The following is a 19581-nucleotide window of genomic DNA, read 5'->3' on the forward strand; positions in this document are numbered from 1 at the left end:
TTACTGGAATGGTGAAACTTCAGATAAGCAATATAAGTGTACCTAATTATCATCATACCTAAGCTATATTTAGTAGCTTACCTGGTAGTGGAGGTGTTCTCAGTGCTACAAATGCTAGCCTAGGAATAAATTCTACTAAGCTAAATCTTCGATTAAATCGATACTGAAATTCAGCAAGATAACGTTGTGCATATTTAGCGCGAATAGCATGATAAGTACTACGTAAAGCACTTTTTAAGTTTCCAAGGATGGTGTTAACCCAATAAAATTCAGGTTCCTCTACTGATGCACGACCACCACCGCATACAATTTTATCATGAAGACAACCTGCTTCTATGACACCATTAAAACAGGCCAGTCCATCGGAGATTACGGTACTGCCCTTGGCCAAATTCTGCCTACTCCAAGCCGTTATCTCTTCTTTATTAAACCCTTTTAAAATGCTCAGTTTAATTCGTGTCGGTTGACCTTGTTTTGTTGTTTCTACGGCTGCTACAAAAGGTATTTTCCCATCTGCTCCCCTACCTCTTTTGCAACCTGTACGCTCACCACCAAGATAGGCATCATCAATTTCAATAAAACCCGACAATTGCTTGGTGCCTTCTCTTTCTTGCATCACTTTCATGAGCTTATGTTTCATTCTCCAGGCAGCTTGATAGGAAATACCTAAATGGCGATGTAATTCTATGGCTGATATACCTTTTTTGTCTTGGGAGATCAAATACATCCCTTGGAACCAAGTCTTTAATGGTAATTTGGTTGATTCAAAGATAGTACCTGCAGTTACAGATGTTTGCTGGTGACATTTATAGCACTGCTGAAGCTTTCTAGTAGTGAGTTGACAGCATTTGTCGTATCCACAATTGGGGCACTGAAAACCTTCTGGCCATCGCAATTTGTATAAGGTATTAAAGCATTGTTCTTCTGTACCATATTGTTTGAGAAACTCGTTTAAACTCAGGCCTTTTTGAAATTGAACTTTGTTGATAGCCATTATTTATACCTTCTCAATTAAGTTTCCATGCTGTTCAAATATACAGCAGTTAATGGCTTAGGTATAGTGATAATTAGGTATAGTGATAATTAGGTAAGTGTAAATGCTAGTAAGTTAACTACCGTAAATATACGAAAATCTTGTTTAAGTTTGATTGAGACCTCCATATACTTAGTTTTCATGAATTCAAGGAGTTTTTCATTTGCATTGGTTAGAGGAAAAACTCTAGACTGATAACTCTCTTTGATTAACTTCTCATGTTTTTTCCGGCACTCGCAGTCCAAGTTCTGCATTTCAGCAATAACAATGGCAATTTTTTTATGGACTTTTGTTCTCAACTTTTCTTTGTATTCGTCAATTTTATCTGAATTTTTATCGTAGATGTTTTGGGCTAGCTTAAATAGTTTAGAATCTTTATGCTCAACACTTATTTCTTCAATCTTATAGCCTGTTTCTTCTTTGATCTTAGATTTGATAAACTCTCTGCCAACATCCTCAACGAATCCTGGTATAGAAAAAGTAAGCCATAAAACTAGGGTGAAAAAGCATGCACCAATTAATCCTATGATTCTTAGTGTTAACTTCATTAGCTATTCCTCTTGTATAAATAGCCTTTGGATCGATGCTTCTTGATCAGGCAATTCAAGGAAGATTCAGTGAATTGCTTGATCTGATATTTAGGAAAATAAGCAAGTATATAAAAAGACTACTCTCTTGATTTTTATCTTCTTATGTGAATTTGAGTTATTTTTTCCGATTTAACTCCATCCACATCACTGTTCCACCTGCCACGGCAGCAGGTATTACTAAGAAGTTAACAAACGGGATAAACATCAATAGATACACGGTACCGCCAAAGGCTAGAGCATTGGCTCGGTTTTGTTTTAATTGCTCTATCATTTCTTTAAAGCTGACTCCGTTATTATCTGCTGCGTAATCTACATACTGTACTGACAGCATCCAGGTGCTATAAGCAAACCAAGCAAATGGCGCAATGATATTAATGATAGGGATAACGGTAATTATTATCAGCAATACCAGCCAGGGTAGATAATACAACAGTTTACGTAGTTCTCGGCCTATGGCTTTGGGAATAACAGTGACCAACTGTTGCCAGCTAAATACTTCTTCGGTGCTATGTTCTGTAATTTGTTTTTCAACGGCTTCTGCTAGGAATCCATGAAAAGGGGAGGCGATAATATTGCCAATAATACTAAAGGTAAAAAATACCAGGAGTAATGCGGTAATCGCAAAAAAAGGCCATAGTAGATACTCTAGCCAGCTCAGCCAACTGGGTAGATCACCTATTAGCCAGCTAATTAATGCACCAAACTGACTAAACAATAAGATAAGTGCAGTAGTAAATACACTGATATTTAATAAAAGTGGGATTGCGACAAATTTTCTTAACCCTGGCTGGCTGATTAATTTTAACCCTTGAAAAAAGTGCTGTGTGCCTTGCATAAATGAATGTGCCTTTGAGTTGCAGTCAATACCTATCGTTTTGACTATAGAATTTTACTATAAACTTAATTGATAATATTTAATATCAAGCTTGGATGCTAGCCCATACATTAATTGATGATATTGAGTTTAGGGCACCTCTAATAGGCCCATCTTGGGTGCCGTGTTTACTGGTCTATGCGTAAAGTGGTTACCTTTATTTTGCACATGGATCACGAGTGTTTCATCCAGCGAAGATAAGCGTCATAATACGATGCCATTCTGCCTGGCAGAACAGGCTCAGATGTGGTTTAAAGGAGAAAATTAAATGTCAGAAGTCAAACACGCCCAGCTGCTGATTTTAGGCTCTGGTCCTGCTGGCTATACGGCTGCTGTATATGCAGCACGTGCTAACTTGAACCCTGTGTTAGTAACAGGTATCCAGATGGGTGGACAGTTAACCACTACGACTGATGTTGATAACTGGCCTGGTGATGTTGAGGGTTTGCAAGGCCCAGCCCTAATGGAGCGGATGCGACAGCATGCGGAGCGCTTTAATACCGAGATTATTTTTGATCATATCCAATCAGCAGACTTGCAACAGCGTCCGTTTCGTTTGAAGGGTGATAATGGTGAATACACCTGTGATGCCTTAATTATTGCTACAGGCGCGAGTGCTCAGTACTTGGGCCTTGAAAGTGAAGAAGCGTTTAAAGGTAAAGGGGTTTCTGCCTGTGCGACTTGTGATGGCTTCTTCTACAAAAAGCAGAATGTGGCGGTTGTTGGTGGTGGTAATACTGCAGTTGAAGAAGCGCTGTACTTGGCAAATATCGCTAACAAGGTGACCCTGGTGCATCGTCGTGACGAGTTCAGGGCAGAGAAAATTCTTCAAGATAAACTGATGGATAAGGTCAAAAATGGCAATATTGAGCTGGTGCTTGATAGCACGCTAGACGAGGTGTTGGGTGATGCTGCTGGGGTAACAGGTATAAGAGTGCGTAATAAACATACTAAGGAAACGACAGAAATTCCCGTCGCAGGTGTGTTTATTGCTATTGGTCATACCCCTAATACCAGCCTGTTTGAAGGGCAGTTGGAAATGAAGAATGGCTACATTAAAGTCCAAAGTGGCATAGAAGGTAACGCTACACAAACTAGTATTCCTGGTGTTTATGCTTCAGGGGATGTGATGGATCATGTCTATCGTCAGGCGATCACTTCAGCGGGTACTGGTTGTATGGCAGCTTTGGATGCTGAGAAGTTTTTGGATAGTTTGAAAAAATAATACCTTTCTGATCTAGGTGGACAGGGCATGCTGTCTGCCTGGCACTCTCTTTTTGTTACAGCTATGCTGTAAGCTAATGTCATTAATCTTGCTGCTTTACCCTCTGGAATATACAGCCGATAACAGGGGTATTTCCTATGAACACACCTGCCAAAAGTTTCGTTGGATTGTTGTTTTTTGCCTCTTTTTTATTGCAAGGCTTAGGTTTTGCGGAGGAGTCGATCAGTATTCGTGCTGATGAATGGTATCCAATGAATGGGGATCCTGCCTCTGATAAGCCTGGTTTCATGATAGAAATTGCTCAGAAAGTGTTTGGGGCTAAAAACATTAAAGTAGACTATCGCCTTATGCCCTGGGAACGAGCTTTGAGTTCAGTACGAGATGGTACTTATGATTGCGTAGTGGGTGCTTACCCTAGTGATGCGCCTGACTTTGTTTTTCCCAAAGAAAATTGGGGGCAAGATGTAACAGGTATTTATGTGATCGCTGGTGACAGCTGGCGATTCAGTGATTTAAATTCGTTACTAACCCGTAAGGTTGCTGTGATTGGTGGCTACTCCTATGATGATGAGCTAGACAAGTTGATTGCAAGCAGAAAAGATGTGTTCAAATCTGTTAGTGGCAATAATGCGTTAGAGAATAATATCAAAAAGCTTTTAGGTGGACGTGTTAATACATTGATTGAAAGCGTGGCAGTGGCGGAAGCTAAATTAGAATCCATGGATAAAAAAGGAAATGCGCTATTAGCTGGTACTTATGGTGAGGCAAATAATATTTACTTTGCTTGTTCACCAGCCAAAGAAAGCTCCAAACAGCTTGTTGAGATAGCGGATGAAGGAATTCAACAACTCAGGGATTCAGGGGATTTAAAAACAATTATGGCTAAGTATGGTCTCACTGACTGGAAGTAGATAAGAATATTGTTTATTTGTTTAGCGCTTATGCGCCAAATGTTGTTTAAAGGCTCATTCCTTTTTATTAGTGGGGAGTGAGCCTTATCAGTTGTTAAGCAAATATACAAACTTAGCTTAATGATGGATTTTCTCGTCTTATCACCCCAAAGTCTTCTGAAAGTGTGCCTTTTTCTTTAGGGTGTTTTTTGGGTGCGTAGTCTTTAGGTGGTTCTATTGCATCCTTGGAGTCACTGACCTCTGCCTTCTTGCCAGAAACCAGTGCTTCTGTCGCTAATAATGTATCATTGGCACCTTGCTGAGTTTCAACATCGCATAGCTGAGCTGCAGAGCTAGCTATGTGCTGGTTGAGGTCCTTATAGGTTTCCGTTAGTTTGTTAACCAGTTCACGGGTTTGATTGAAGTGTTCATTCACACTTTCATGGTAACTGTTTAGTTCGTTCTGAGTTTGCTGTAACTGGTTTTCCAACTTGTTGCTGCGGTTACTGTTGTTTGTCATTAAGTTATACATATACAGCAGTGAGGCACCCACCACCATTCCTAAAATAAACCAAATGAGATTTACTGTTTCCACAACTAATGCCTCTAACTTTGTCGTTCCTATCTATCATGTTGCTGAGTTTTTATGGGTTATTGTCAGCAACATACTTGCCAAGAGCTGTCGAAATGTTCGCGAAACTGGGCGTGTTATTATAGATTTGTTGTATAGCTCGCTTTAGCCCTTTGGCAGCCTTAAGCTAAGGTGCTTTATTGCTTTAGCTTATGCCCCTAAATTAGCTATTTTTTTATTTGATGTATACCCTTAACAGGTGATTTTTATTCACACCCTCCGAAAACCGTGCCCTGGGCCTGGGAAGTGTCGTGGTAAAGGAATGCAGTGCAAAAAAAATCATGCTGAAAAGCTATGCAGTAACCTCTAATGTAGTGGCTAAGTGTTTGTAATCTGCCTTGTGTCAGGAAATTTAGCGCTTATAACTACGCTTATCACTGATTGCACAAAGCTTTTAAGCTGGTTAAAGTGGCGTCCACAAAATCAACAGGTAATGGGGTTGGGTTCAGTTGTTATGACACCTTGGGAGCGCTACCAGCAAGATTTGCTTCGAGATGACTTTAGTTATGATCCTGAGCAGGAAAAGGCAGTAAAACACTTGCAACGGCTGTATGAGGATTTAATTGTTGCTCAGCAGGAGTACTCTAAACCAGTCACTGGCTGGCTAAAATGGTTTAGTAAGCAACATTCACTTGAACCTTGCCAGGGGCTTTACTTTTGGGGAGGAGTTGGCCGCGGCAAAACCTATTTAGTTGATACCTTTTTTGACAGCCTGCCATTTGAAAATAAGATTCGTACACACTTTCATCGTTTTATGCAGCGTGTGCATCAGGAACTAAAAACCCTGAAAGGTGAAAAAAACCCTTTAACTATTGTCGCCAAACGGCTGAGTGATGAAGCCTGTGTGATTTGTTTTGATGAGTTTTTTGTGTCAGATATTACTGATGCAATGATTTTAGGGGGGTTATTTGAGCAGTTGTTTGCTAATGGAGTGACCTTGGTTGCGACATCAAATATTGTACCTAATGAGCTGTATAAAGATGGCTTGCAGCGCCAACGGTTTTTACCAGCAATTGAATTGGTAGAAAAATATACTGAAGTAGTTAATGTGGATAGTGGTATTGATTATCGGTTGCGGGTATTGGAGCAAGCGGAGATTTATCATTACCCCCTTAATTCTGCTGCTCAAACCAGTTTAGAAGACAGCTTTAACCGGCTAGTGCCAGATAAAGCTCATACTACTGAAAATGAAGCACTGATTATTGAAGGTCGTCCTATAAGGGCATTAAAATGTTGTGATGATTTGGCTTGGTTTAGTTTTACAGAGCTTTGTGATGGCCCCCGTAGTCAAAATGATTACATTGAATTAGCGAAGGTTTTTCATACAGTTTTACTGAGTGATATACCACAGTTGACAGCAGATAAGGATGACCAGGCAAGGCGTTTCGTTAATTTAATTGATGAATTTTATGATCGTAACGTTAAGGTGATTATGTCAGCGGAGGTAGCAATTCCTGATATTTACCAAGGAACCAAGCTGACGTTTGTTTATGAGCGAACCACCAGTAGGATGTTAGAAATGCAGTCTCATGAGTATTTAGGGCGACCGCACAAGGCTTAGTAGTGACGGGGGGTAGAACTTTTAGTTCCCTCCCCTTAATCTTTCCTGCAGGGGAAAGGAACTTAGTTTGGTATATTTTCGCGATAGTCTGATAAGTACTAAATTAAGGTGCTGGATTCGGTTGCTCGGTATGAACCGATTCTATTTCTTCCAATACTGCATCCGCCAGCGCTAAGTTAATACTATTAATATTGGCTTTTAGCTGATCCATACTAGTGGCACCAATAATGTTGCTGGCAACAAAAGGGCGACTACTGACGAACGCCAGCGCCATTTGGGCAGGGTCCAGTTTATGGCGCTGGGCGATCTCAACATACTTTTCAGTGGCTTTGATTGCTTGTGGGTTGGAGTAACGGGCAAATCGACTGAAGAGTGTCAGCCGGGCATTAGCAGGCTTAGCTCCATGTAAATACTTGCCACTTAAAGCTCCAAATGCCATGGGAGAGTATGCTAATAAGCCTAAATTCTCGCGATGAGCAAACTCTGCCAGGCCTATCTCAAAGGTTCGGTTTAACAGGTTATAGGGGTTTTGGATAGAAACTGCTTTAGCCATGCCTCGTTTTTCAGCTAGTTGCAAATATCGCATAGCTCCCCAGGGGGTTTCGTTAGATATCCCGATATGCCGGACTTTACCACTTTCAACTAGTTCATTAAGTGCAGCTAGGGTTTCTTCTATGGAAACTGCTTGTTCCTCTGAAGGGGGGGGGTAATTAAGCTGGCCAAAGAAATTAGTTTGTCGCTCAGGCCAGTGAACTTGATATAAATCAATATAATCGGTGTTTAAGCGAGAGAGGGATGCGTCAGCCGCCGCTAAGATATTCTCTCTATCTAGTCTTGGCCCTTGCCGCATATAATTGACCCAATCACCAGGCCCAGTGACTTTAGTGGCTAAGATAAATTTGTCCCGGTTATTTCGCTGTTTTATCCAGTCACCAATAATGCTTTCGGTTTTGGAATAAGTTTCTGCTTTGGGAGGAACTGGGTAAAGCTCAGCAGTATCAATAAAGTTAATGCCCTGGTCTAGTGCATAATCCAGTTGCTCAAAGGCTTGCTGTTGGGTGTTTTGTTCTCCCCAAGTCATCGTTCCTAAACACAATGTACTGACGTTAAGAGGGCTGTTGCCCAACTGGCGATATTGCATAGTGTTGTCCTACAGTCTGTTAAGTGTCATGGCCTGTATTATTATTTAATAATGTGACCCAAAAAATGTCATATCTATAACCAAGCTGATAATGAAACTGGCCGAAAAATAAACTACGCTTGGGGTTTATAAAATGTTATTAGGGGCTTTTTTATCCAAGCGCTTAGCGCTATAATCGCCGCCTTCGTTTCCCGCGAATTGAGATGCCCGTGTGCAACACTGAAACCCTTTTGGCGGTTTTAGGATTGCCAAAAGCTCAGTTTGTAACATTTTGTCGATGTTGAATCGACTTACGAGGCATAAAGTAATATGAAAACTTATACTGCAAAACCAGAAACTGTAAAGCGTGACTGGTACGTGGTAGACGCTTCAGGGAAAACTCTGGGTCGTCTAGCAACTGAGATTGCGCTACGTCTTCGTGGTAAGCATAAGCCTGAGTACACTCCTCATGTGGATACAGGTGACTACATTGTTGTTGTTAACGCTGAAAAGGTGCATGTCACTGGTAATAAAGCTAAGGCTAAACTGTATCATCGTCATACAGGCTATCCTGGCGGCTTGCGTACCATGAACTTTGAAAAACTGATTGATCATGCGCCAGAGCGTATCATCGAGAAGGCTGTTAAAGGCATGTTACCAAAAGGCCCATTAGGCCGAGCTATGCACAGCAAGCTGAAAGTTTATGCCGGTGCAGAGCACAAGCATGCAGCTCAACAACCTCAAGTTCTGGAAATTTAACGGGAAGGTCTGAATATGTCTACGGCTCAATACTACGGAACTGGTCGTCGCAAATCTTCGACTGCTCGTGTTTTCCTGAAATCTGGAAGCGGTGCTATCGAAGTTAATGGTCGTCCATTAGATGAATACTTCGGTCGTAAAACTGCTCGTATGGTTGTTCGCCAGCCACTTGAAGTAGTTGAGATGCTGGAAAACTTTGATATTAAAGTAACGGTTAAAGGTGGTGGTGGTTCCGGCCAAGCTGGAGCAATTCGTCATGGTATTACCCGGGCTTTAATTGAGTACAGCGAAGATTTTCGTTCGCCTTTACGTAAAGCGGGTTATGTAACTCGTGATGCACGTGAAGTTGAACGTAAAAAAGTGGGTCTACGCAAAGCGCGTAAGCGTCCACAGTACTCAAAGCGTTAATTATTGCTTATCGCTTTTGTGGTCAAAAAGCCTGGGACACCCCTCCCGGGCTTTTTTTTGATAATAAAAGATGGGCCTTCGTAAAAATAATAGTCGGTCCAGATATACCCGATACATCGGGTATAAATAAATTGATTATCCTAGCAAACTAAATTGGATATAATATTGCAGTATTTTGAGGATAATCAGGTCGCTAAGCCTTGTTGTCAGTTGTTGCCTAACTTGCTAGCGGCTGATAATTTTTTTACCATTCGCACATTTTGAGTCTGTTGCAAAACCTGGCCAGTGCTGCATCTTATAAATAAGTGACATTTAGTGTACTGCTAAATGATAAGTGATTAGCTACAAGGCAACCTTGTTTATAGCATGCAGCACTTGTTCGCGTGTTACCTGTTTTTTCAGACGGTCATCGAATTCGCTCTGATGGGGAGATAAGTTTAATGACAAATGACGGCGTAAATAAAGGCCGACGACGCTTTTTGGTAGCAGCAACCTCGGTGGTTGGTGCTGCTGGTGCAGTAGGCGCTGCAGTCCCATTTATTGCTTCCTGGAACCCAAGTGCAAAAGCTAAGGCTGCGGGTGCCCCGGTAAAAGTCAACCTGGCTAAAATTGAGCCAGGCCAACAAATTATTGCTGAGTGGCGAGGTAAGCCTGTATTTGTGGTGCGACGCACCCAAGAAATTCTGGATAATATAAAACAATTAAATGATCGGGTGGCTGATCCAGAGTCGACAGAAGAGTCCCAACAACCGAGCTATGCAAAAAATGAGTTCCGTTCTATTAAACCAGAAATTTTAGTTTTGGTTGGCCTTTGTACCCACCTGGGTTGTTCACCTAAATTTTTCCCAGAAGTAAAACCCATGGAGTTTGACCAGGAATGGAAGGGTGGTTATCACTGTCCTTGTCATGGCTCTAAGTTTGACTTAGCGGGAAGAGTTTTCAAGAGTGTACCGGCACCTATTAATCTACAAGTGCCGCCTTATTCATTTATCGATGATAATACTTTGATTGTCGGTGTTGATGAGGAGAACGCATAATGAAAGGCTTTATGGAATGGGTGGATGCACGCTTCCCCGCCACTAAAATGTGGGAAGAGCATCTGAGTAAATATTATGCACCGAAGAATTTTAACTTTTGGTATTTTTTCGGTTCGCTTGCTTTATTAGTACTGGTTAATCAGATCCTGACGGGTATTTGGCTGACCATGAGCTATGTTCCTTCTGCTGAAGAGGCTTTTGCTTCTGTCGAATACATCATGCGCGATGTGGAGTATGGCTGGATTCTGCGCTATTTACACTCTACTGGGGCATCAGCTTTTTTTGTGGTGGTCTACCTACACATGTTCAGGGGGTTGTTATATGGCTCCTATAAAGCTCCACGGGAGTTGGTATGGATCTTTGGAATGACCATCTACCTGTGCTTAATGGCAGAAGCTTTTATGGGGTATTTGTTGCCTTGGGGACAAATGTCTTACTGGGGAGCCCAGGTAATTATTTCACTATTTGGCGCAATTCCTGTCATTGGTGCTGATTTGCAGCAGTGGATTCGCGGTGACTTCTTGATTTCAGGTATTACCTTGAACCGCTTCTTTGCCCTGCATGTTATTGCTTTACCCATTGTTATATTAGGGTTAGTGGTATTGCACATAATTGCTTTACATGAAGTGGGCTCTAACAACCCTGATGGGGTTGAAATTAAGAAAAAGAAAGACGCTAATGGTATTCCGTTAGATGGCATTCCTTTCCACCCATACTACACCGTTAAAGATATTGTGGGTGTGGTGGTATTTTTATTTGTCTTCTGTATTGTCGTATTCTTTTTCCCTGAAATGGGCGGCTTTTTCCTTGAACCACCAAACTTCGAGCCAGCTAACAGTTTGAAAACACCTGAGCATATTGCGCCTGTTTGGTACTTTACACCCTTCTATGCCATTTTGCGGGCAGTACCAGATAAATTAGGTGGTGTCATTGCAATGGGTGCGGCAATTGCGGTGTTGTTTGTATTACCCTGGTTGGATCGTAGCCCAGTGAAGTCTATTCGTTATAAGGGCATTCTCAGTAAAGTTGCTATTGGCTTGTTTGCTATTAGCTTTGTTTGCTTAGGTTACCTTGGAGCCAAACCTGCTACTGATCTTCGAACTCTTTGGTCGCAGATATGGACTGTGTTTTACTTCTTATTCTTTATTTTGATGCCTTGGTATACCTGGGCTGAAAAAACTAAACCAGTTCCAGAAAGGGTGACAGGGTAATGAAAAAACTATTGGTAGCTTTTGTAATGATGTTATTACCAGTTGCCAGTTGGGCGGCTGGGGGCTCAGGCTTCGATGTAGATGGCTATGCGAAGAAGAATGGGTTTGAGGTTGATTTAACAGATAAAGCCGCACTGCAACAAGGCTTAAATACCTACATGAACTATTGTATGGGTTGTCATAGCACCCAGTATCAACGTTATGAGCGTGTTGCTGATGACCTTGGTATTTCTCATGAGCTGATGATGGATAATGTGGTATTTAATGATGTTAAAATCGGTAATCTGATGGAAAACGCTATGCAGACTGAGGACGCTAAGACATGGTTTGGTGCAGCGCCACCAGATCTTACTTTAGTGGCTCGGGTGAGAGGTGTTAACTGGTTGTACTCTTATTTAAAAACTTTCTATGAGGATAATTCTCGCCCATGGGGAGTGAACAATAAGGTATTTCCAGATGTAGCGATGCCTCATGTGCTACTGGAATTGCAGGGTATGCAACACGATAGCTGTTATGGGCAGCAATCACATGAAGTTGATACCCAAACGGGTAAACCTTTATGTGAGCTTACCTTGAAGTCTGATGTAAAGCATGAGCAGACACCAGAAGAGTATGACCAAACAGTAAGAAATCTAGTTAGCTTTTTAGCTTATGCTGGTGAGCCAGCCCGCCTTGATAGAGAGCGAATTGGGGTTTATGTATTGTTATTTCTTGCTGTGTTTTTTGTCTTTGCTTATCTATTGAAACGTGAATTTTGGAAAGACGTTCATTAGACTGTAAAACAGTAAAGGTGTTTTTTTGTAGGGTGCGCGTTGCTAAAAATTTAGCACGCGCATTTCATTTTGAGTTGATCTCTATATGGGGGTGAAAATGGGCGTGGTTGCCAAACGTTCCTCAATGACTTTTTTTTCTGACCCTTTAGATCATTATTGCCATCGTGTAAGAATTGTTCTGGCAGAAAAGGGAGTAGCTGTTGATATTCAGGATGTCGATCCAGATAATAAGCCAGCTGAGCTAGCTGATCTGAATCCTTATAACAGCTTACCAACTTTGCTTGATCGTGACTTGGTGCTTTATGAGCCCAATGTGATGATGGAGTACCTAGATGAGCGCTTTCCGCACCCGCCATTACTGCCTGTTTATCCAGTGGCGCGTGCACAAAGCCGACTCTATGTTTATCGGATTCAAAAAGACTGGTGTGCATTAGTAGACCAGATCCAAAATCCAAAAACCAAAGAAACAGCAGCTAATCGTGCAAGAAAAGAGCTAAAGGAAAGTTTAACCAGTACTGCAGCAATTTTTACTGAAAAGCCTTTCTTTATGAGTGATGAATTTACTTTAGTCGATTGTAGTGTTGCTCCTATTTTATGGCGATTACAGGTGTTAGGTATTGAGTTGCCAAAACAGGCTGAGCCATTATTAAAGTATGCTGAACGGATATTCGCTAGAGAAGCTTTCAAGGAAAGTCTGTCCGAGGCAGAAAAAGAAATGCGAGCCCTTTAAAGGAAATTGCTGTTTGTTTGCTGAAAGGGGCACTTTTGTGCCTCTTTTTGTATCTATAACCTAGATATTGGGTATTTTGAATTACCAGGATTATTTGGAGAGTTATCTATGTCGATGAGTAGTAGTCGACCTTATATTATCAGAGCACTGTATGAATGGATTGTCGATAATGACTGTACACCTTATATATTAGTAAATGCAGAGGTGGAAACAGTTGAGGTGCCTCAAGAGTATGTTAAAGATGGCCAAATAGTCCTGAATATTTCACCAACAGCTGTGCGCGACTTGCTTATTAGTAATGATGCCATTGACTTTAATGGCCGGTTTGGTGGCATCGCTAGGCATTTACATGTGCCAACTTATGCAGTGATGGCTATTTATGCCAGAGAAAATGGTCAAGGAATGGTGTTTGATACAGAAGAAACGCCCGAGCCAACACCGGACCCTACCCCTATTTCACCAGAGCCAGCAACTAAATCAGGAAAACCATCAGGACGACCTAGCCTGAAGGTTGTTAAATAATTACTATTTTAATTCCTTTTTCTTTGCCTTAAGGTGCTGTGAAGCAAGGCTAGCACTTAATTACTAAAAAGTGCTAGCTGGAGAGCGGTAACTCTAAACCGTTACTCCTGATCAATATACTCAAAAACCTTGACAATCTTTTGTACGCCATAAGATGTGCGTACTACATTCACCGCTTCGTTTGCTTCTTGTTGGGTGACTAAACCCATTAAAAAGACTACGCCATTTTCAGTGACGACTTTAACGCGTGATGCCGGCACTTTTTCGTTGGCAAGCATTTTGGTTTTAATTTTTGAGGTTAACCAGCTGTCGTTGCTGCGAGCCAAATAAGAAATGGGACTGGATGTTTCTAATTCATTGTATACTTGTTTTACTTTTTGCAGCTTTTTAACTTCTCCGCCTGCCTGGTTTTTCAGTTCTTCAGTTGCTACTTGTCCAGTTAGTAGGACAATGCCATTAAAGCTAGTGACCACAACATGATGGTTTTTAAATTCGGGGTTTGTTTTTTCTAGATTGACCTGGGCAAGGGTTTCAATAGTTTCGTCATCAACGATACTACCCAAAGTGCGCTTACCCTGATTTTGAGTAATAGGACCTTCATGGGTCGCCGTTAATATAGGAGTGCAGCCACTTACAAAGGTCAGGAGGCCGATTAAACAGATTACATGGCTTGCTTTCATAAGCTTCCTCCAAATAAATGTTCATCAATTAGGTCACATAAACAGTGGATTACAAAGCGGTGTAGTTCGTGAACTCTTGCTGTAGCCTGTGATGGGATACGAATTTCGATATCATCACCATGAAGTAAGGCAGCCATATCACCGCCTTCTTTTCCTGTTAAAGCCACAACAATCATTTCACGATCATGTGCCGCTTGAATTGCTTGTACAACATTTGCCGAATAACCGTTGGCAGATAGAGCAAGTAAAATATCTCCAGGCTGGCCGAGAGCCCTTACCTGTTTTGAAAAGACTTCATTATAACTATAGTCACTAGCAACTGCTGTTAGCGTGATGGTGTCTGCTGTTAGAGCAATAGCAGGCAGGGAAGGCCTTTCTCGCTCAAAACGGTTTAACAGACTGGCAACAAAGTGCTGTGCTTCTGCTGCAGAGCCACCATTGCCACAGGCGAGAATTTTCCCGTCGTGGAGCAGTGTGTTAACTAATAGCTCACTAGTGTGGGCAATCAATGGTGGGAGTGACTCTGCGCACTTAATAGTGACATCAATATTCTCCGAAAAATGATTGGTAATGTGATCAATTATTTCCATCAGAGGGTCTCTTGCAATAACTGATATCAGCCATTTCCAGATTCAGTTATTGGCTTAATTACGGGTGCTGCAGAAGGTGTAGACAACGAAGCTTGTAATAGTATCAATTCTCTTGATTGAATTCACTAGCTGTCGGTTGTAAAAGCGTTAGGTATCCAGTCAATATACAGCTGTTGCTGGTTATCTTTAGCAATGGCAACCACATCAAATCGGCAGGGCATATCAAGTTTTTTGGTCATTAAAAAATATTGAGCGGCTTTTATGATTTTATGCTGCTTATGTGGGGTGATAGTACTGGCTGGCGAGCCAAAAGCTTGATTTTTACGGAATCTTACTTCCACAAACACCAAACTTTCGCCATCTTGCATGATTAAATCCAGCTCACCTACTTTACAACGGAAGTTACGCTGAATGGTTTTTAGTCCTTGTGCTTCTAGGTGACGCTGCGCTACTTGCTCATAGCGCAGTCCTGTTTCAGTTGGTTTATTCTTGCCCCATACCATAATGTACAGCGGGTGCGTTGTTATATTGCTGGTAGGCGTTAACGGGCATGGGTTGCGGAGTTCCACCTTTGAAGAAAAACCAAGGCTGGGTCCGCTCTACCTGTTGGTGAGGATTTAAAGTGAGGGAGCCTGAAGCACCAAATAAACGAGTCCCTTCAACTGTCTTCAATTGAGGTAGTCTAGGATAGAGACGATAGGCATCAATACCTAGCGCAAATAAGGGACCATATAAGGTATTGGAGCGGTCCCAGGTATCAATGATTTTAGATTTTAATGGATCATCAAAAACATCACTCAACCAGGGCATCGAAGGAAACATAATGCCATCTAAATCGCCGTCTTTTGTTGGGTTGGCTTTGCCAGTAAAAATAGTGCCCGTCGCATAAACGGGTAAGTCACCGCCATAGTGATAAGCAAGGGTAGGCTTCACTTGTCGGCCTTGTTTGGCGTTGGCAGCCAAAAATACCATGTCAACATCGCCACGGCGGTTAGGATTGTGGCGAATTTGCTTGCCAATCACCTGTTCCACTTCGTGGGCTCTCAGGGTGCTGGCACGGGGATTAAGTAAGGCGCCAATCACCTGATTGTAGTCACTTTCTCCGGTAAATCGTGCATCACCACGGATAGTGCCACCTAATGACTGCCACTCATTGCTAAAAGCGCTGACTATACGATTACCCCAGCTTGAAGCAGGGGCAATAATGACAGGCGCTCGGAAGCCATCATGCCAGGCTTGTTGGGCAGCTTGTTTCGCTTCATCCTCTGCAGCTAGCCCAAACTGATAAAAGTTGGCAGGGGAAGAGGCAGTACGATCACCGTAGTTTAAGGTTAAGGTGGGAGTGGTAGGTGCCAATTGTTGTAGTTTTTTAACCCGTGCCTTTTTCAGTGGTCCAACAATCATTTCAGCGCCTTGAGCAGTAGCTTCTGCTACAGCATCATTGATAGACGCGTGTTTATTGGTGTTAATGACTTTAATTTCAGGTACCACATGGCCGTTTTGTAAAGCATGATAATAAGCAGCTAAAAAACCATCGCGAATGGCTTTCCCTGCATAACCCAGTGAGCCCGTCATTGGCAGCAGCAACGCAATTTTGTTGGGGCGGTGAGCCGCAATTTGCTCCAGGGCTCTCATGGCTTGAGGAATTTGCTGATTTCCAGGATGGTTCGGCCACTGTTGTTGCCATTGTTGAAATGCTTGAATTTGGCTATCAACATCTTCGGGCTTTTTCATGATGGCGGCTAAACTCACCCAGCCCAAGGTTTTTTGGTCACCAGTATGGGTCGTTAAATAACTCAGCGTGTTTGAGTCTAGGTTAAGCAGGTTACGCCAAATTGCTTGATGAGCAATGTGCTTTTCATCTGCACTGAGTAAAGGAAGTGCTAATAGCCACTCATCTAATGCTGCACGGTATTCTTTGTTACGTTCATAAGCTCTGGCACGTACTTGGTAAGATTGCTTAGTCAACTTGGGATTGCTGGTATTTATTACATTAGGGTTGTCCACCCACTCAAAGGCTTTACCCGTATTATTTCTAGATAGTGCTAGTTGTGCTTGCACTAAAGCGTATTCGGCCTGTGAGTTGAGTGGGAGTCCTTGGGGGTTTAACCCATTAACAATACTGGCGGCTTCTTGTGAATTATCTGTCGTATTGGTTTGCAGTAGTAAATTAGCCGCGGAAATTTTTAATGACTCTTTCTCTGGAGAGGGGGCTCTTTCAGCCTTGGCAAGAAGTCGCTGAACTTCAGCCAGGCTTTGTGCCGGTAGCGGAGCAACACTGCCATGGGTACGAACTTGTTTAACACCACCACAACCAGCAATGAGTGTGGAGGCGAGCGCGAAACTAATAATATTACGAACCGATTGCTTCATACCTGAACTTACTTCTAACAAGCGTTGTTAATGTTGAACTGATGATCTTCGGCATCATTTATTTGAAGTATTTAAGAGTTGCTATATGAAACTCTTAAATACTTATAGCGATGATGTCAGTCTCATGAAAAATTTATAGTGCTGAAATATCAGGCTTAATATGCCAGCTTACCAGAAAGCCCTTCATAATAGTTAACCTTAGCCTAGCCCGGATATTTCACCAGATCGTAAAAATTTGATATACAACCTGCCCAGTGTAACTAACGTCTTCGAAGTTTGTAACCTTGTTTTAATTTGTATCCAAGACTTATCGGCAAAAAAAGCAAATTGTTTAGAGGTTATTTTATACCAGAGACTTAAACCAGTATGCCCTACGTATTTGATTTCTGGTAAAATACTTGAGTTAGTATTAACGGTATATCTGCAAGTGCAGTGGTTTTGCTGCATCTTCAAGCCATAGTGGGGTTTTCTACTTCTAATGAGCAGTGAGATAAAGAGTCAAAACAAGCTAGCACAAGGTGTCTTATATGTGGTAGCAACCCCTATCGGTAATATGGATGATATGACACCTAGAGCAGTTAATGTATTACAGACAGTGGATTTAATTGCTGCTGAGGATACTCGTCACAGTGGGCAGCTCCTGAAGCATTTCATGATCAGTACACCATTGGTTTCCTATCATGATCATAACGAGCGAGCTCGAACAGAGCAGCTTATAGATAAGTTGCTGCATGGACAGCAAGTGGCGTTAATTTCTGATGCGGGTACTCCATTGGTGTCAGACCCAGGGTATCAGTTGGTGAAGGCGGCGCAGGATAAGTCGATAAAAGTTGTTCCAGTGCCTGGGGTGACTGCCATGATTGCGGCACTGAGTGCGGCAGGTTTGCCTTCTGATCGGTTTTGGTTTGAAGGTTTTTTACCCCACAAAAAGCAAGCCCGGCAGCAACGGCTGGAAGAATTATTAAAATATTCGGCAACAGTGGTTTGTTATGAGTCTTGTCATCGAATAGTTGCTTGTGTTGAAGACTTAGTTGCGCTGGCTGACAATAGCCGACAAATCACTATTGCTCGAGAATTAACTAAAACATTTGAGACTATCAAAAAAGACACTGCTGAAGAGTTACTGGCTTGGCTGACAGCTGACCACAATCAGCAGAAAGGCGAGTTTGTGTTGCTAATTGAGGGGGCGACTAAACCTAAACCTGAAGAACTACCTGAAGATGTACTCAAGGTGCTGGATATTCTTTTAGCAGAGCTATCGGTCAAGCAAGCAAGCCAGTTGGCTTCCAAAATCACGGGCTATAAAAAGAAACAGCTCTATGAGCTTGCACTGGCTCGGAAACAGGGGTAGATTTAGCGCCGAGAGTTGGCTGGGCAACCGCTGTTCAACGATATAATAGAGTGTGTGAACACTTTATTTATGGGTTTGAAGGGAGGAAAGTCCGGGCTCCATAGGGCAAAGCGCCAGGTAACGCCTGGGGGGTGTGAACCTACGGAAAGTGCAGCAGAGAGTAGACCGCCTAAGCAATTGGCTTGTAAAAGCTAGTTGCCGGTAAGGGTGAAAGGGTGCGGTAAGAGCGCACCGCATGCGTGGTAACACGTCATGGCATGGTAAACCCCGCTTGGAGCAAGACCAAATAGGAATTCATAAGTGCGGCCCGCACTGAATTCGGGTAGGTTGCTTGAGGTGTATAGTGATATGCATCCCAGATGAATGGTTGTCTTCAACAGAACCCGGCTTACAGGCCAACTCTCTCACTCTATAGCGTATTTGCTTCCTCTATCTTTCTTTTTACCTACCTTTCTTATGCTTTTATTCTCCAGTCACTTGTATTGTTAGAGCCAAATAATCTCATTATTCAGATTTGTCAGTAGCTTTGTAGGCTAAACCATTGTTCCTTATGGTGATTTATTAGTTTATAGGCTCGCGTAGGGTTTACTTGTTTAGCTATTTGCCTGATTTTTATGGCTTTTTTGGTTTAAGGAACGCGAGTGACTGCTTGACGAAGAACAAGAGCGTTCCTATAGTGTCTCAAAGTGGAAGAAAGTGGGTTTTTGTGGAAAATATTGGGTTATTGGTGGAACCTGGGGTATCTCAGGTTGAGGGTTTCTCAATTTGTTTCGTGGTGTCAGCTCAATCAACATGGATGCCAAAGGGCGTCTGGCTATACCAACTAAGCACCGGGATAAGTTATTAAGTCGGTGTGACGGGCAGCTAGTGGCAACTATTGATACTGAAGAACCCTGCTTACTGATTTATCCCATTGATGAGTGGGAAAGCATTCAAGCCAAAATTGAAGCGCTTCCTAGCTTTAACCCAGTGGCCAGGCGAATTCAGCGCTTGCTCATTGGACATGCAACCGACCTGGAAATAGATGGTAGTGGCCGAATATTGATCCCCCCTTTGTTGCGGGATTATGCCAGCCTAGAGAAAAAAACCATTCTGTTGGGCCAGGGGAAGAAGTTTGAACTTTGGAGTGAACAACAGTGGGCTGAGCGACGTGACCAATATCTGGCAGAAGCCAGTGGTGGTGACAGTATGCCGGCTGAGTTGGAGTCACTCTCTTTATAGCG

General features: G+C 42.4%; 21 protein-coding genes and 1 other RNA gene. 13 read left to right on the forward strand and 9 right to left on the reverse strand.

All coding sequences use genetic code 11. The features are described 5' to 3' along the window. Positions 1 to 58: 58 nt before the first annotated feature. The 3 genes from G4Y78_RS08220 to cysZ form a co-directional block, all read right to left on the reverse strand. Positions 59 to 994, reverse strand: a complete 936-nt coding sequence (locus tag G4Y78_RS08220) for an IS1595 family transposase (RefSeq protein WP_163830705.1) — start codon at positions 992 to 994, stop codon at positions 59 to 61. Between the two features lie 89 nt (positions 995 to 1083). After that, positions 1084 to 1581: a hypothetical protein gene (locus G4Y78_RS08225; RefSeq protein WP_163832567.1), complete on the reverse strand. Its 498-nt coding sequence runs from the start codon at positions 1579 to 1581 to the stop codon at positions 1084 to 1086. 157 nt (positions 1582 to 1738) lie between these two features. Then, complete coding sequence (gene cysZ, locus G4Y78_RS08230; protein WP_163832568.1) at positions 1739 to 2458, reverse strand: sulfate transporter CysZ; 720 nt, start codon at positions 2456 to 2458, stop codon at positions 1739 to 1741. A gap of 307 nt (positions 2459 to 2765) precedes the next feature. Between cysZ and trxB the strand changes: the two genes are divergently transcribed. Both trxB and G4Y78_RS08240 read left to right on the forward strand, forming a co-directional pair. Continuing rightward, positions 2766 to 3722, forward strand: a complete 957-nt coding sequence (trxB, locus tag G4Y78_RS08235; protein ID WP_163832569.1) for a thioredoxin-disulfide reductase — start codon at positions 2766 to 2768, stop codon at positions 3720 to 3722. A 137-nt stretch (positions 3723 to 3859) separates the two neighbouring features. Further along, the gene (locus G4Y78_RS08240; protein ID WP_163832570.1) at positions 3860 to 4633 is read left to right on the forward strand and encodes a substrate-binding periplasmic protein; all 774 of its coding nucleotides are present in this window, start codon (positions 3860 to 3862) and stop codon (positions 4631 to 4633) included. Between the two features lie 112 nt (positions 4634 to 4745). Here the strand turns inward: G4Y78_RS08240 and G4Y78_RS08245 are convergent, their stop codons facing one another. Then, a complete protein-coding gene (locus G4Y78_RS08245; RefSeq protein WP_163832571.1) occupies positions 4746 to 5207 on the reverse strand; it encodes a YhcB family protein in 462 nt (153 codons plus the stop codon). A 490-nt stretch (positions 5208 to 5697) separates the two neighbouring features. Between G4Y78_RS08245 and zapE the strand changes: the two genes are divergently transcribed. Beyond that, positions 5698 to 6804, forward strand: coding sequence for a cell division protein ZapE (gene zapE / locus G4Y78_RS08250; protein ID WP_163832572.1), 1107 nt, complete (start codon positions 5698 to 5700; stop codon positions 6802 to 6804). Between the two features lie 103 nt (positions 6805 to 6907). Here the strand turns inward: zapE and G4Y78_RS08255 are convergent, their stop codons facing one another. Beyond that, positions 6908 to 7945, reverse strand: coding sequence for an NADP(H)-dependent aldo-keto reductase (locus G4Y78_RS08255; protein ID WP_163832573.1), 1038 nt, complete (start codon positions 7943 to 7945; stop codon positions 6908 to 6910). A 309-nt stretch (positions 7946 to 8254) separates the two neighbouring features. On the opposite strand from G4Y78_RS08255, the gene rplM reads away from it, so the two are divergent. The 7 genes from rplM (at position 8255) to G4Y78_RS08290 (ending at position 13364) form a co-directional block, all read left to right on the forward strand. Then, positions 8255 to 8683: a 50S ribosomal protein L13 gene (gene rplM / locus G4Y78_RS08260; RefSeq protein ID WP_163832574.1), complete on the forward strand. Its 429-nt coding sequence runs from the start codon at positions 8255 to 8257 to the stop codon at positions 8681 to 8683. 15 nt (positions 8684 to 8698) lie between these two features. After that, positions 8699 to 9091, forward strand: a complete 393-nt coding sequence (gene rpsI / locus G4Y78_RS08265) for a 30S ribosomal protein S9 (RefSeq protein WP_163832575.1) — start codon at positions 8699 to 8701, stop codon at positions 9089 to 9091. 440 nt (positions 9092 to 9531) lie between these two features. Then, a complete protein-coding gene (gene petA / locus G4Y78_RS08270) occupies positions 9532 to 10128 on the forward strand; it encodes a ubiquinol-cytochrome c reductase iron-sulfur subunit (protein WP_163832576.1) in 597 nt (198 codons plus the stop codon). Further along, on the forward strand, positions 10128 to 11339 hold the full coding sequence (locus G4Y78_RS08275) for a cytochrome b (RefSeq protein ID WP_163832577.1): 1212 nt from the start codon (positions 10128 to 10130) through the stop codon (positions 11337 to 11339). Before petA ends, G4Y78_RS08275 begins: the two co-directional genes overlap by 1 nt. Next, on the forward strand, positions 11339 to 12112 hold the full coding sequence (locus tag G4Y78_RS08280) for a cytochrome c1 (RefSeq protein WP_163832578.1): 774 nt from the start codon (positions 11339 to 11341) through the stop codon (positions 12110 to 12112). The genes G4Y78_RS08275 and G4Y78_RS08280 overlap by 1 nt, the downstream gene beginning before the upstream one ends. A 97-nt stretch (positions 12113 to 12209) precedes the next feature. After that, positions 12210 to 12842 (forward strand): glutathione S-transferase N-terminal domain-containing protein, encoded by a 633-nt coding sequence (locus G4Y78_RS08285; protein ID WP_163836412.1) that lies wholly within the window; start codon positions 12210 to 12212, stop codon positions 12840 to 12842. Between the two features lie 108 nt (positions 12843 to 12950). Next, positions 12951 to 13364 (forward strand): ClpXP protease specificity-enhancing factor, encoded by a 414-nt coding sequence (locus G4Y78_RS08290; protein ID WP_329604953.1) that lies wholly within the window; start codon positions 12951 to 12953, stop codon positions 13362 to 13364. 101 nt (positions 13365 to 13465) lie between these two features. On the opposite strand, the gene G4Y78_RS08295 is transcribed toward G4Y78_RS08290, so the two are convergent. The 4 genes from G4Y78_RS08295 to G4Y78_RS08310 all read right to left on the reverse strand — a co-directional run bounded on the left by G4Y78_RS08295 (position 13466) and on the right by G4Y78_RS08310 (position 17007). Further along, positions 13466 to 14044 (reverse strand): BON domain-containing protein, encoded by a 579-nt coding sequence (locus G4Y78_RS08295; protein ID WP_163832579.1) that lies wholly within the window; start codon positions 14042 to 14044, stop codon positions 13466 to 13468. Continuing rightward, positions 14041 to 14634 carry a phosphoheptose isomerase gene (locus G4Y78_RS08300; RefSeq protein WP_163832580.1) on the reverse strand — a complete coding sequence of 198 codons (594 nt, stop codon included), beginning with the start codon at positions 14632 to 14634 and terminating at the stop codon, positions 14041 to 14043. The genes G4Y78_RS08295 and G4Y78_RS08300 overlap by 4 nt, the downstream gene beginning before the upstream one ends. A gap of 125 nt (positions 14635 to 14759) precedes the next feature. Next, on the reverse strand, positions 14760 to 15137 hold the full coding sequence (locus G4Y78_RS08305; protein WP_163832581.1) for a YraN family protein: 378 nt from the start codon (positions 15135 to 15137) through the stop codon (positions 14760 to 14762). After that, the gene (locus G4Y78_RS08310; RefSeq protein WP_163832582.1) at positions 15118 to 17007 is read right to left on the reverse strand and encodes a penicillin-binding protein activator; all 1890 of its coding nucleotides are present in this window, start codon (positions 17005 to 17007) and stop codon (positions 15118 to 15120) included. Before G4Y78_RS08310 ends, G4Y78_RS08305 begins: the two co-directional genes overlap by 20 nt. A gap of 478 nt (positions 17008 to 17485) precedes the next feature. Between G4Y78_RS08310 and rsmI the strand changes: the two genes are divergently transcribed. From rsmI to mraZ, 3 genes are all read left to right on the forward strand, one after another. Then, positions 17486 to 18358 (forward strand): 16S rRNA (cytidine(1402)-2'-O)-methyltransferase, encoded by an 873-nt coding sequence (gene rsmI / locus G4Y78_RS08315; protein WP_163832583.1) that lies wholly within the window; start codon positions 17486 to 17488, stop codon positions 18356 to 18358. A gap of 11 nt (positions 18359 to 18369) precedes the next feature. Beyond that, positions 18370 to 18765, forward strand: an RNA gene (gene rnpB, locus G4Y78_RS08320) — RNase P RNA component class A. Between the two features lie 358 nt (positions 18766 to 19123). After that, complete coding sequence (gene mraZ / locus G4Y78_RS08325; protein WP_163832584.1) at positions 19124 to 19579, forward strand: division/cell wall cluster transcriptional repressor MraZ; 456 nt, start codon at positions 19124 to 19126, stop codon at positions 19577 to 19579. Positions 19580 to 19581: the final 2 nt, after the last annotated feature.

Source organism: Spartinivicinus ruber, from assembly GCF_011009015.1.
Lineage (GTDB): Bacteria > Pseudomonadota > Gammaproteobacteria > Pseudomonadales > Zooshikellaceae > Spartinivicinus > Spartinivicinus ruber.